11 protein-coding genes are annotated in these 13,712 nt (G+C 48.6%); 1 reads left to right on the top strand and 10 read right to left on the bottom strand.

The genetic code is table 11. From position 1 onward, the window contains the following. Positions 1–14 precede the first annotated feature (14 nt). The 8 genes from ACZ5NB_RS14555 to pcnB form a co-directional block, all read right to left on the bottom strand. Positions 15–881 carry an MBL fold metallo-hydrolase gene (locus tag ACZ5NB_RS14555; RefSeq protein ID WP_460234669.1) on the bottom strand — a complete coding sequence of 289 codons (867 nt, stop codon included), beginning with the start codon at positions 879–881 and terminating at the stop codon, positions 15–17. Between the two features lie 104 nt (positions 882–985). Then, the gene (locus ACZ5NB_RS14550; RefSeq protein ID WP_460234668.1) at positions 986–2,035 is read right to left on the bottom strand and encodes a M14 family metallopeptidase; all 1,050 of its coding nucleotides are present in this window, start codon (positions 2,033–2,035) and stop codon (positions 986–988) included. Between the two features lie 22 nt (positions 2,036–2,057). Further along, on the bottom strand, positions 2,058–3,533 hold the full coding sequence (locus ACZ5NB_RS14545; protein ID WP_460234667.1) for a glutamate--cysteine ligase: 1,476 nt from the start codon (positions 3,531–3,533) through the stop codon (positions 2,058–2,060). A 69-nt stretch (positions 3,534–3,602) separates the two neighbouring features. Next, a complete protein-coding gene (locus ACZ5NB_RS14540; RefSeq protein WP_460234666.1) occupies positions 3,603–5,009 on the bottom strand; it encodes a YihY/virulence factor BrkB family protein in 1,407 nt (468 codons plus the stop codon). Between the two features lie 26 nt (positions 5,010–5,035). Continuing rightward, positions 5,036–5,863 carry a 3-methyl-2-oxobutanoate hydroxymethyltransferase gene (panB, locus tag ACZ5NB_RS14535; RefSeq protein ID WP_460234665.1) on the bottom strand — a complete coding sequence of 276 codons (828 nt, stop codon included), beginning with the start codon at positions 5,861–5,863 and terminating at the stop codon, positions 5,036–5,038. Between the two features lie 47 nt (positions 5,864–5,910). Further along, entirely contained in the window at positions 5,911–6,588 is a 678-nt protein-coding gene (locus ACZ5NB_RS14530; protein ID WP_460234664.1) for a deoxynucleoside kinase, read from the bottom strand. 10 nt (positions 6,589–6,598) lie between these two features. Continuing rightward, positions 6,599–7,147, bottom strand: coding sequence for a 2-amino-4-hydroxy-6-hydroxymethyldihydropteridine diphosphokinase (gene folK, locus ACZ5NB_RS14525; RefSeq protein ID WP_460234663.1), 549 nt, complete (start codon positions 7,145–7,147; stop codon positions 6,599–6,601). A 3-nt stretch (positions 7,148–7,150) separates the two neighbouring features. Continuing rightward, complete coding sequence (pcnB, locus tag ACZ5NB_RS14520) at positions 7,151–8,494, bottom strand: polynucleotide adenylyltransferase PcnB (protein WP_460234662.1); 1,344 nt, start codon at positions 8,492–8,494, stop codon at positions 7,151–7,153. 367 nt (positions 8,495–8,861) lie between these two features. On the opposite strand from pcnB, the gene ACZ5NB_RS14515 reads away from it, so the two are divergent. Continuing rightward, the gene (locus ACZ5NB_RS14515) at positions 8,862–9,032 is read left to right on the top strand and encodes a hypothetical protein (protein WP_464107567.1); all 171 of its coding nucleotides are present in this window, start codon (positions 8,862–8,864) and stop codon (positions 9,030–9,032) included. On the opposite strand, the gene ACZ5NB_RS14510 is transcribed toward ACZ5NB_RS14515, so the two are convergent. Together ACZ5NB_RS14510 and ACZ5NB_RS14505 are read right to left on the bottom strand one after the other, a co-directional pair. After that, on the bottom strand, positions 9,029–10,447 hold the full coding sequence (locus ACZ5NB_RS14510; protein WP_460234661.1) for a sigma-54-dependent transcriptional regulator: 1,419 nt from the start codon (positions 10,445–10,447) through the stop codon (positions 9,029–9,031). The genes ACZ5NB_RS14515 and ACZ5NB_RS14510 overlap by 4 nt on opposite strands. 156 nt (positions 10,448–10,603) lie before the next feature. Then, on the bottom strand, positions 10,604–13,546 hold the full coding sequence (locus ACZ5NB_RS14505) for an ATP-binding protein (RefSeq protein ID WP_460234660.1): 2,943 nt from the start codon (positions 13,544–13,546) through the stop codon (positions 10,604–10,606). Positions 13,547–13,712: the final 166 nt, after the last annotated feature.

Here is a 13,712-nt window from a genome sequence, read left to right as displayed (position 1 = left end):
TATGAGTTTACGGTTTAATTGTCGGTCTCTAAGTACCATGTATTATTGTCATCGAGGCGAACCCTTCCCGCTGCTGGTTTAGAAAAGTGTGTGCCAATGACTAAAGTGTCTTCATCCGCTAGGGTTTGCAACGTACGTTTTCTCGTGGAAGACGCCGCTTCGATGTCCTCGTCGAACTGGCAGTGCCAATCGGGTCGAGCAATCTGGCAAGGATGGTGAATAAAGTCTCCGGTGATCAACGCCTTTTCGCCATTTGACTGGATTGAAACACTCACATGCCCGGGTGTGTGACCTGGCGTTGGAATAAGCTGAAGACCAGGGTCTATTGTGTGATTCATCTCCACCAGCGTCACTAGCCCCGCGTTGAAGATTGGTGTCACAGAATCTTCCATCACCGCCTGTTGGTCGGTGGATTTACTGCGAGACCAAAATTCGTACTCCTGTTTGCCGATTAAATATTCAGCGTTAGGAAAGGTAGGTACCCAATTTCCCTCTTCTAACAGGGTATTCCAGCCAACGTGATCGACATGCAGGTGCGTGCATACGACATGCGTCACGTTGTGTCGTTGCCAGCCAATATGGGCTAGCCGATCTAGGAAGTCAGTGTGTAATGCCTGTCCTGCCGTTAGTCTGCGTGGCTTATCATTACCAATACAGGTATCTACTAGCAGTTTAATATCTCCTGCTTCAATTAATAAGGCTTGAATAGCCATGAGAAGGTGACCTTGCTCACTGAGGTAATGGGGTTTAAGCCATGAAATCTTTGCAAGCTCGTCGGGCGTTGCTCCAGGTAGCAAAAAGGATTTGTTGTTGTAGGGGAGTTTGAAAACGGTTTCCACTACGCAGTGGATAGTGATTTCGCCTACTTGCCAAGTTTGCACACGTCCTCCAGTGGTTTTGCGCTAGATGCATGCTGATTGAGGTCGAGCATAATGCGTTAAATTTGCCTCGGGAGCAAATGGCAAGGGTGATGGCTATCTTTAACTTAGTCGGCTGTTACGAAATAAAATAAGCAGTCTTTTTTCGCGATCTCCGGGTTGGTGGTGACCATAAAAAATTTCAACTGTTGAGTAGGTCGAAGAATCCCGTTGTCCGTCTGAAAATAGTGCTGGGAGACTTCTTCCCCGTGGGAATTCGTCGCACGTAAAACGTCTTCCATTTGGGTGTTGAGAAAACCCAGGTCATTGGTTTCGTCTACAAAGCCAAAGTTAAGATGTTCGATACTAGGAGATAGGGTTAAATCAACGTCTTGCTGTGGTACTTCTTCGTAGATAATGGAGGCGTTTTCGGTAAGTTCTAAACGAATGGGGTTATGGAAAAGTTCTAGATCAAAATCCGTTTGGGGCGGTGTTAACACATCGTCGCGAATGACAAATTGCTCGATACCTTCCTGGGCGAGAAGGTGAGACTCCATATCCGCTGCGCCGCCGCACTCTATGGTGACGGTGGGAACAACATGTTCACTGATCTCCATTAGGGCACCCAGGTTTAAATCGGTGACAATCATGCGTTGTGTAAACAGTGAGACCAATGCATCGTGTCGAGGATCCATAAAAGTGGTAACACCAAAAGAGGGCCCTGAGCCTGATGTGTTATGAACATCGATGACTGCTTCGGGTTGCAGATACTCAATGGTTTCTAGGATGCCCTTTGCTAATTGATCTTGTGGGTTGTCTTCAAATGGCGCGCTAAAGCATCGGTTTAAATCTTTTTGTCCCGGTAACATGCGGTAGTGGAATGTGGGTGGTGATTTCGCGGCGGCTACACTGGCGATAATGCAGTGAATATCTACTGCGGGTTTGATACCCATTTTTAAAAGATGATAGAGCGCGATTAATCCTGACGGTTCGTTGCCGTGCAGTAGCGTTACAATAACGCGAGATCGAGCGCCATCTTGGCCTGGTAAGTATAGGTGCGTAGGGCCATTCAGATGGTGTAAAAAGTCCAGCGCTGATTCGCCTAGCTCTTGAGATGCGGGTGACGACCAGCATTGAAATGGATAAAAATTAGGAAAAATCTGGCTTTGCGGTTTCATAAGTTGCCTTTACGTAAATGCATTATTTCCATTGCGCAACGGGAATATTGGCAGCGCTGTTTTCGCGGTACTCTTGTATCATGGCAACCAGTGCGGCAGGTCGCGACAGTTGCTGTTCCAGCTGACGAAGTTTGTTAAGTTGCCACTGTGCGCCATTTTGTCGGGTTTGCAAACGCTCATCGATGATACCCAATAAACGATCAAAGTCCGCATGCAAAAAACCAATTGCAGTGAGGTGTTCGCTAAGTTTAGGTAGTAAATCCTTCAGAATTTCCGTTACAGGCCGGTAGGTTAACTTGTTTTGCTTAATGTCCGGCCAAATGAGTTCTGCGTTTAATCCATGTTCAGCCGCGCGATGAAAATTTTTAATACAATATTCGAAAGGTATTGCGGGTAATTTTTCGTTAATGCCGATCCGTTGCATTTCGGTAAGGCCAATTAATAGTGCGGCATTTGCCATCATGTCGACAATCGTTGGGCCTGCAGGCAGTGCGCGCATTTCGATTCGCAGGTGACCCTCATCGGCAGGATCAAATACCGGACGATTCCAAAGCCATACACTTCCTTGTTGAAGTCTCAATTCATGGAGTGATGGCACACCACCTTGGTTATAAATCTCGAGCGGATCTTCGGTGCTTATCAAGGGCAAGATAGGCTGATAAAGATAAATTGACTCCGCGAATAACTCGCTGGCGCCGTGCCGCAACCAGCTGTGCCCATAATTAACTCGAGCGGGTGTTGGGTGCGCTAGGTCAGGGCGGCGGCAATCAATCGACTGCTTAAACAAGGGGATGCGGGACTCGTGCCACAAGCGGTGCCCGAATAGAATCGGTGAGTTTGCGCCGAGCGCTAAGGCGAGTGGCGTTACAAGTTGCAGTGCGTTATAGGTATCGGCAAAGCGTTCTGGTGCCACACGCAAATGAATTTGAAACGACGTACAGGCTCCTTCGAGAGTAACGTCTTGCATTGAATGGTTAAGGTGTTCAGAGCCTTGGATATCAATGGTAAATGGGCCGCCGCGAATCTCCGACAGTTGCTTAGTTAACGCCTCGTAGCGTTTAGTTTTGGTCATTACATGGTAGCCCGTATCGGCTGCCTGGAGTGTCGGTAAAATCCCCACCGGGATTGCAGATCCTCCCCATTGCTGCGCACATTCATTGATACGTTTTAATACCGACAGCGCCTCAGCTTCGGTTTTTGCGAGGCAGTTGTCGTTAATTGCGTAGGGGCTGAAGTTGTATTCTAAATTGTACCGGTTGAGTTCGAGTGTTAACTGTGGGTCTTGTAGTTGGTTTTGAATGTCTTGATTGAGAAGCAGGGGGTGTCCATTGTTATCAATCAGATAGAGTTCCAGCTCGGCACCGAAGGTGGTGGGGCCTACGCCAAAATTTGGCTTGGCAAGTAGTCGTTCCAGTACATAGAGATTATCGCGGACCCGTTTTCCAAAGGCGCGATAGTCTTCGGCAGAAAACTCGGTTCGATCAACCTCTATGCCCATAAACACCTCTTTTGTGGAATACCATCGTTAGAGTATGCCGGAGGATCGTTCGGAAGGTGATGATGAGAATCAACTTGCCGTGGCTTTCTTCTCTCCGACGTCTAGCGCTTTGGGTAAGTCGACATCTGTGTTTGATGGCGCTTGCTGGGCCGTTTGGCGAACCCATTGCGCTAATGTTAAGTCGTCAAAAATTTGTTGGTAAGACTGCTCGATCTTTTGGGTTAACTGTAGAACATTGTGATCTTGTTTGAGTGAGGCGGGTAACGGGTTATCTGATTGACGCAGTGCTTTTAAAAGATCGCAAATCAAGATATGGTCGAGCGCTTTCGCCGGAAATAGTTTGTCGCCGCCATCACCGCCTTGAATCAAAAAACCATTGTCCACCAGCTTTTGGTAGATTCGATTGATCGCTTCGGGTCCTACCGATAGGTTCGATTCCATTTCACTGATTGATAACCCGCCGCCGTCGCCATCAAATTGTTTTGCAACCCGATACATCATCGATAAACCGGTGTGTTCGTCAATTTCTGCGCTAGGATTGTTTACCCTTGAGCGTGTAATTTGCATCGCGTGTTGTGCATAGAAAGCAACCGAGGCTCCAAACAATAAAATCAGCCAGCATAGGTAAAGCCACCATAAAGAAACGATACCAATAGCAAAGCCGGAGTAAATTGCAGCATAGCTACCTTGACTTGCTGAAACTGCAAAAAACTTCGCAAACGCAAAGCCTACAGTTTGCCACAGGATGCCGCCGGTGATTCCACCAATAAACGCATAGCGAATTTTGACTTTGGTATTGGGAATAAAAGTGTAGAGAAAAGTGAATAAGCCGATGATCATAAAGTATGGCGTCATGCGGCTGAATGTCGCGAAGAGCCAGCCAAGCGGGCCTATTTCTAGCAGGTATGTCATGATGGCCGAGTTCATTAGCGTGCCTGTTGCGCCAAGTGCCGAGAAAACTAATACCGGACCGATAATAATGACACTCAGGTAATTGCTAAAACGCTGGCCAATGGTTCGAGGTTGGCTTACTCGCCATATTTGATTGAAAGAGTTTTCAACTTTTTGTACTAGCGATATGACCGTGTAGATCAATAAACCAAGGCCAACAGACCCTAAAACACCCACCTTAAAGTTATCAACAAATCCAACAATGTTGGCCACTAATTCTGGGCCTTGTGAGCCGAGTGGTTCTGTTAAGGTATTGAGCAACGGTTCTAATTGATTGTGAACACCAAAACCCTTTAAAACTGAAAAGCTTAACGCCAAAAACGGGACGATGGATAAAATGGTGGTGTACACCAACCCCATCGCGTGTAACGTGATGTTGCCACTGAATAAATCGCGAATAGCGGCAAACAGTACGCGGCTTGTATGCCAAAGCGTACGGTGCGCTTTTAAGTCAACACTGGTTTCTACACTGAATAGCCATGTATCTGCTTTCGCGAGCAAACCATCAATCTTACGTGTTGCCATTGTCTATCCCTGGGCCTCTATACGTGTTAGCCGAAAGTATGCGCATCTTCGGGGAAAATACCTTCTTTCACATCGTTGGCATATTTAAGCAGTGCGCCGGGAATGTCTCCGGCCTCAATCAAAAAGTTTTTAGAAAATTTGGGCGGTTGGGGTGTTAAACCGAGAATGTCATTAATGACCAAGACTTGCGCGTCGGTTTCTCTGCCGGCTCCAATGCCGATGGTGCACATACCGACGGCGTCGGTGACGCGCTTCGCTAACGCCGAAGGTACACACTCCAAGACGACTAAATCGGCACCGGCTTCGTCGAGCAGTTTCGCGTCGTGTAAAATTTTATCGGCTTGCTCGTCGTTTTTACCTTGTACTCGAAAGCCGCCAAAAATATTAACAGACTGAGGTGTCAAACCGAGATGCGCGCACACCGGAATCCCGCGTTGGGTCAGCATGTAAACAGTTTCAGCTAGCCACTCACCACCTTCGAGTTTAACCATATTGGCACCGGCGCGCATAATGCGTGCTGCATTGGTCATGGCTTGCTCTGGTGTTGCATAGGTCATGAACGGTAAATCACCCATAATCAGCGATTTATCATTACCTCGGCGCACGGCTTCGACGTGGTAGATCATTTGCTCCATAGTCACGGGAATCGTCGATTCATACCCGAGCACAGTCATGCCGAGACTGTCGCCCACTAATAGCACCTCAATGCCGGTTTTTTGTGCCATCGCTGACATCGGGGCGTCGTAAAGCGCAACAGTGACAAACTTTTGCTTTTCGGCTTTCATTTTACGCAGGGTGTTAACAGTGATCGGCTTTTCTAAAGCAGATTCTTTAGTGAGGTTTGCGTAGGGCATGGTGTTTTACCTTAGTGTTGATTAATCAACGGCGGTCGATTCACGCATTAAAGTGCGGCAGGGTTGTAGTAATGACGGCCACTCTTAATGCTAAGCAGGTAGTCAACAAACTGTTTGTAGTGTTCATCATTGTTGACTAGGTCAATTTCCGCTGCATTGACAATTAATAATGGTGACTGGTGGTAGTAGTGAAAAAATTTAGTGTAGGCGTCGTTAAGAGCGCGCAAATAGGCGGTGTCGATATGTTTTTCTGCTTTGATACCGCGATGGTTAATACGCTCGATTAATACGTCTAACGGCGCTTGCAAATATACAACGATATCGGGGGTTGGCGTATCAATGGTGAGCTGATCATAGACTTGTTGGTAGAGTCGAAACTCGTCGTCGTCCAGTGTTACTTGAGCGAAGAGCTGGTCTTTTTCCATCAAAAAGTCGGCGATACGCACGGGTTCAAACATGTCACCTTGGCGTAGGGCTTGAATTTGTTTGGCGCGCTGAAACAAAAAGTGCAGCTGTGTGGGTAGCGCATTGACGCGTTGGTTTTGATAAAAGCGTTCAAGAAATGGGTTGTCTTCGGCTTGCTCAAGTAGTGTGTCGTAGCCAAAGGTTTGGGCGAGATTTTTTGCGAGCGTGGTTTTGCCGACGCCAATAGGGCCTTCTACCGCGATAAAGCGGGGAACCTGACTTGGATCGTAATCCACTTGCACGTTAAGGGCGCCGTTCACACCTTACTCCTTACTTCATCGGCTCGGATAATACCAAGTTTGGGGGAGTCGCCTCTGGGGCGAGTCGTTGCAAACCTGACATTGAGCTTTGCGATATTAATGTCGATAGCTGAGTCCCATCGGGAAACACCATGTCGGGATCAATATCCGCCAGGGGATAGAGTACAAAATTGCGCTCCGTTAGGCGAGGATGAGGTATCTGTAAATTATCGCTGTCTAATGTTTGATCACCAAATAGCAAAATGTCTAAATCTAGGGTCCGAGCCGCCCAGCGAATGCGTCGTTCTCGGCCGTGGTTCGCTTCTATCGCTTGCGTGTGTTCAAGCAGTTGATGTGGTGACAGTTGTGTGTCTAGTTGTAACGCGCCGTTGATGTAGTCTGGCTGTTCACCAGGACCAATAGCCTTGGAGCGGTACCAGGCCGATAGCGCAGTAACTCGGCTATTGGGTAGGCATTTCAGCTGCTCCACAGCCGAACTGACCTGAGATAGTGGGTCAGATAGGTTGCTGCCCAGCGCAATGTACGCTTGCACGGTGGTGTTTGGTGAGGGTGTTTTCATGTGCTAGTGGCTTGTGGGTGGGCTTTTCTTTTTTGGGCGGCGGCGTGATCGATTCTTCGCCCCTCCCTTTGACCCGCTGAGTTTGCTTACCATTTCCTTGCGCTCGGCTTCTTCAGCGGATTGGAATGTTGTCCACCACACGCCTAGGCCGTCTAAGGACTCGCCAGACTCTTCCCTCAATAGCAGAAAGTCATAGGCCGCGCGGAATTTGGGGTGTTCAATTGCCCGAAACGCCTGAAGGCCGTTGCGGCGTCGGAGCCGGAATTGCAGCTCCCAAATGTCGCGGATCGTCATCGTGAATCGTTTGGGAATCGCAACCCGCTGACATTGCCGCGAAAGTACCCATTGTGCGGCCTGGTGAATCGCGGGAATGGGGCTTAAGCCATCGTCTATTAATTGTTGCGTTTGGCGCTGAACCACCGGCCACAGTATGACGGCAAAGATAAACGCTGGGGTCACCCGTTGATCATTGCGGATTCGTCGGTCGGTATTGGCTGCTGCCAGTGTAATGAGTTTGTCGGCTTGGCCGGGGGCATCGGTATCCAGCACTTCTTGGGTTGCTGGGAATAGCTGTTCGAACAAATGCCGGTGACGAAGCTCTTGGTAACAAGCTTCGGCGTAGCCGCCCATTAAGAGCTTGAGAGATTCATCAAATAGCCGTGCTGGCGGAATGTCTGCCAGTAGATGGGCCAATTCGGTTATGGGCGCGGCGGTCTTGGTTTCGATGTCGAAGTCCAGTTTTGCTGCTAGACGGGCCGCTCTCAGCATGCGTACAGGGTCTTCTTGATAGCGTGTCGCTGGGTCCCCGATCATACGCACGAGGTGAGCATCGACATCTGCAAGCCCGTCTGTAAAATCTGTGACTTCCTCTCGGTTAGGTGAGTAGTACAACGCATTCATAGTGAAATCACGGCGCAAGGCGTCGGATTTTAGGTCACCATAGACATTATCTCTGACTAAGCGGCCCTGCTGGTTGGTGGCTGCATGGCGACTGTCGGTGGCGTTATGTGAGCCACGGAAGGTGGTTACCTCGAGCACTTCGCGCCCCATCCGCACGTGGACAATCCGAAAGCGTTTGCCAACGATGCGTGCATTGCGGAAGACTTTTTTTGTCTGTTCTGGCGTCGCATCCGTAGCGATATCAAAATCCTTTGGATGACCATCAAGTAGTAAGTCTCTGACACCCCCACCGACGATATAGGCCTCGTAACCAGCCTTCTCCAGCTCACTAATCACGCGCAAGGCGCCTCGGCTAATGTCATCGAGATGCATATGGTGTGTCGCAGCGGTGGCGGTATCGGATCGATTGCCTCTTGACGCTATACGACGTATGAATGATTTCAACATAGGAGGGAAACAGGTGGTTGTCTGCAAGCTAGCGGGTTATGTAAGGATCAAAAAATTAGCTGGCGATTCTATCACGGCCAGGGTGCATAGCGGCAATTATTGCCCAATTGGGGCTACGGTGGGGGAAATGCATTCTCTAGAAAGCAAAACGGGAAAGCCTAAGCTTTCCCGTCAATCGTAACTTCACATCTAACTGTTGTTTTTATCAAACTTCCTTGCTGCGAATTTGCTACCTGGCAAACCCTCTCCAATCAATAAGTCAGTACTTGTCTATTATTCTTATTTTTTGTTGTTCTTATTATTATCTGTTTTTGCTTTGTAGTTATTATTTGTTGTTCTTATTATGTAGCTGGTTAAAGCATTCCTTGTGCCAACAATTAAAAACTCAATAAAAACAATGGGTTATAAAAATGCGGCGGGTGTTCTCAGGGCTGGTGAAGTGGGGGTGCGTTACCGTATTTCTCGGCTTTTGTTACCTTTGGTGATGAGAGGTAACGCCTTAATGAAAAAACTGCTTAGTGGAGGGGAACTTTTCTAACTTCCGGTTTTAACAGTCTTTTTGCGCGGGATACCGAGGCGTTGGCGTCTTTCCCATAGGCACTTACGGCTGACGCCCAACTTACGGGCCAATTCCGTCTCGCTCATCGTGTCTTGGTGTTCTAGCACGAATCGCTGGAAGTAGTCCTCAAGGGAGAGGTCTTCATTAGGGTCCATATGCTGCTTGCGAGGTGGCGCTTTGGGCATAGGGCTGATCTGTTGAAAGGGGTTGTCAGACTCTTGCATGTCGACCACGGGTACGAGGTCGAGGTCAATCGATAGGAGGTCGTGGCTGATTTCTCTATCACTTTCTGACAGGATAACCGCCCGTTGTACAGCGTTTTCTAGCTCCCGAACATTGCCCGGCCATGTATACGTCGTGATGGCTTGGACCGCCTCTGGGGAAAAGCTGAGACCGGGCTTATCAAACTTTTCACAGTATCTAGCTAACATCGCTTCGGCTAAGGCAATGATATCTTTACCGCGCTCGCGCAAAGGCGGTAGTACTAGCTGAACAACGTTGATACGGTAAAAAAGGTCTTCGCGGAAACGGCCTTCCTGCGCCAATTGGCCTAAATTACGGTGAGTTGCAGCCACGAGTCGAACGTCCACTTTGCGGCTCTCAATTGAACCAATGGGTCGGACTTCACCTTCTTGCAGGACTCTTAGCAAGCGAGCTTGTGCCTCTAACGGCAGCTCACCTATTTCATCAAGGAACAGGGTGCCTCCATCGGCGGCAGCCACCAGCCCTTCGCGAGTTGCTTGCGCGCCGGTAAAGGCGCCTTTTTCGTGGCCGAATAGCTCCGATTCAATCAGCGTATCTGGAATAGCGGCGCAGTTAACAGAAATCAGGGGCTGCTGGTGACGCGGGCTTTCTGCGTGGATGGCTTTAGCGACTAACTCTTTCCCTGTGCCTGTCTCTCCATGCACCAGCACGGTGGCACTGGTGGGCGCAACCTTGTGAATTCGATTATAGATTTCTTTCATCACGTTGCTTGAGCCAATCATGCCGTTAACAGCTGCGCTAGACGTTTTGGATTTGCTCGGTGCTGCTTTTTTGCTCGCCTCGGATTTCCCTAAAGCTTGTTTTACTGCAGCGATCATCTTGTCGTGATCAAAAGGTTTAGCAATGTAGTCCACGGCACCCATACGCATAGAATCAACGGCCGAACGTAAGCTGGCGTAGCTCGTCATGATTAATACAGGGACATCGTCTGCTAGTTGAATTAGGTCGGTGCCGGGTGCTCCGGGTAAGCGGAGATCGCTGATAATGAGGTCGAAGTGCGACAGAACAAACTTGGTGGTGGCCTCTTTGACTGATGCAGCGATAGCGACATCGTATTTATGGCGTTCCAATAGTTTGCGTAGTGCAGTGCGAATAATGGCTTCGTCTTCGACGACCAATATTTTGCTCATAATCTAGCCAGGGTGAGTTCTTGTATTTACGTCTGCCGGTTTCTTCCGGTAACAATTTTTATGATGTTGGTAACACTTTGACCTATCGTAGGCGATTTTGATCCCAAAGCAAACAGTCTCGTGCCTTTGAAGGTAACAAACTTAGTGGTATTTGATCTAGGCGGGGAATTGCAGAGTGAAGCGAGCGCCGCGGCCAGTCGCTTCGTTAACCGGGCTCTGGATCTCTATCTGGCCCTCGTGGTCGGTGACAATACTGTATACCATCGAGAGGCCCAGGCCAGTGCCTTCACCTGGCTCTTTGGTGGTGTAGAAGGGCTCGAGGATTTGCCCGAGTTTATTGGCAGGAATGCCATGGCCTTCGTCTTCAATTGAAACCGTCACCATGCCATTGATAATGGCCCCAGTTACCGGAATGCGGCCTCCAGCTGGGCTTGCGTCTCTTGCATTACTGAGGAGATTGACGAAGACCTGGATTAGTCTCTGAGCATCGCCACGAATGACGAGAGACTCGTTTAGCTGGTTGTCGTAGTGGACTTCGGTTTTGTCCTTCTGGAGTGACAATAAGTGGATGGCTTCATCCGCGCAGTCACTTAGATGCACTAGTTCGTAGGTTTCAGCATGATTGCTACCGGCATGGGAGAAGCTGACAAGCGATTGGACTATTCGCGTAATACGATCGGTTTGTTCCAGGATTTGTTCCGCGCTTTCTAATAGCTCTTTGTCCTTAGTTTCGTATTGAATGTTTTGTGCAAGGCAGGCAATTCCGGTAACGGGATTACCAATTTCATGTGCAACCCCTGCTGCAAGCCGTCCTACTGATGCTAGGCGCTCCGAGTGGATCAGCTCATTTTCCAAACGTTGCAGCTCCGTAACGTCTTCAATCAATATCACCTGACAGTCTGCGCTGCTCGGTACCGGACCCTCAATTAATGCCTTGTGTAAGCTATACCAGCAGGTGTGATTGTCGATCTCTGTCGCTTGACGGTGAGTGTGGGTGTGCTGATCAGCGGAGAAGTCTGCAATAAGAGTATGCCAAGGTTCGATTAAGTTGCTGAGATGGGAGCCAGTCACGTCGTCGCTATCGATTCCGGTCAACTCAGCCATAGCATTGTTCCAAGTTAGCACCTCTAAATCGGGGCCCAAAGAACAAATGGCCATTGGAAGTTCTTGTAGCGTTTTTCGATAATATAAACGCAAGTTGTTGAGTTCCGCAGCGACCCCGGATAGCTCGCGGTTATCCCTTTCGAAGCGTCGTTCTATTAAGTTGATGTCGGCGCTTCCTGAGTGAGTGGGAATCTTGTAGGGAATATGCTCGTCGAGAATTTCCCCCGCTACCGAAATGCCAAATAATCCAGATAAGTTAGCTTCTAATCGGTTTCTCAGTCGGCGTAACGCATAGGGACGCCGTTCACTGCGATTTAGCTCAAGCTCTCGAAGCGCGCGGTCGACCTCCTGTTCTGCAATGTCGGCACCTAAGCGATCCGCAAGGCGGCTTTTAAATTCTCCAGCGCTAGAGATATCTAAAGTATTTCGGACTGGATGACTTATTTCATCAGCGCTGCACAACTCCGCGCTGTAGTGCTCTGCGTCTGAGGTTTTTGTGAACAGTGATACACCAACAAAAACTAAAATATTGAGGCTCAGTGACCACAAGGTAATGGCATTCCACTGATTAAATCCGAGTAAAATGGATTGATTGTTATTGGGCAACTCAATAGCATTAATGCCAACAATGGTCGGTAAAAATAATCCGAACCCCCACACCAAGGTGCCAACACTCAAGCCTGCGAGAAACCCTTTGCTGTTCGCGCGTGGCCAATAAGCAATGGCAATAATGCCGGGTAAGAATTGCAGAGCTTGAATAAATCCGAGTAATGCTAAATCGGTTAAGTTGTAACGGCTATGTACGAGCTGGTAGAACAAGAAACCGGCAATGAAAACACCGAATATCAAACCGCGTCGTAACCACAGCAATAAATGAAAGATATTCCAGCGCGCGTTAAGCTTCAATATTGGCAAAAGCCATTGATTGAGTAGCATTGTGGTGAGTGCTAATGATATTGCGACGAGTGCACCTGTCGATGCCGATAGCCCACCTAAAAACGCGAGCATCGTTAACGCGGGGGAACCACTTTCTAGTGGCACGCCTAAGGTAAAATATTCGGGCGACATTGTGAGTTGTAACTCTTTGCCAGCCCATAAAATGGGAAAAATTGGCAACGCCATGAACAGAAGAAATAATGGGAAAGCCCAACCCACCGTACGGATAGCGTTGCGTACAGGATTTTCAACCACACTCATGTGAAAAATATGTGGCATCGCCACGGCTGTGGCTAAAAAAATAATCAACAATGTATGCGAAGCGGAGTCTTGAACCGGCGCATACAATCTGTCGAGGTGAACGCTATTGTTTTGTAACCAGTTATCGAGACCGCTCATACCACCAAAAACATGGTGAACGGCAAACAGTCCAACTGCGCACAAGGCACAGACTTTTAACAAAGACTCAAATGCCATTGCGGTAATAAGGCCGCGATGTTTGTCGCGGCTCGAACCGAACAGCACGGTAAATATGGCCAGAATAACGCAATAAATTAATGCCAACACTTCTCGGCTACTGAAGCCCGTATCGGTTAAAGGCAAATCCTCATTACGCGCGGCGGTTAAAATTGTCAGTGTGTCAGAGACGGCTTGAAGTTGTAGAGCAAGTAGGGGAATCACTGCGAGGCACATACACAACGTTGCGAGCACACCAACGGAATGATTGTGGTAGCGAAATACCAAGAGGTCTGCTAACGAACGAACTTGGTAGCGCCGGGCAATTTCTGTAAGTGGCGCGAGCGCGACAGGTGCGAAAATAAAAATTGCGCCAACACCCAGATAGTAAGCCAGTGCGCCATAGCCAAATTGATCGGCCAAATCGACGATGCCATAAAACTCCCAGGCGCTAGCGACAATACCTAACGATAAAATATAGGTCAGGGGGTGGCGGACGACGGAATCGGGGATCCAACCGCGTTCGGTAATAAATGCAATGCCAAACAAAACGAGCATGTAGCAAACGCAATAAAACGCAACGAGAGGTAAATCAAAAACCATAGCTAGATGCTGTCTTTTTTACGCCGGCTGTGAATGAAGTATGCCGCGATTATGACTATCAACCAGATAACGTAGGGCCGGTACCATGCACCATTCGGATTCACGATCCAGGTGAACAGCGCCGGTGAAAAAATATAAACCCCCAAAATGATCAAAACCAGAGGAC

The sequence above is a fragment of the Aurantivibrio plasticivorans genome (assembly GCF_055392955.1).
This window is presented reverse-complemented; position numbering and strand designations above follow the sequence as displayed.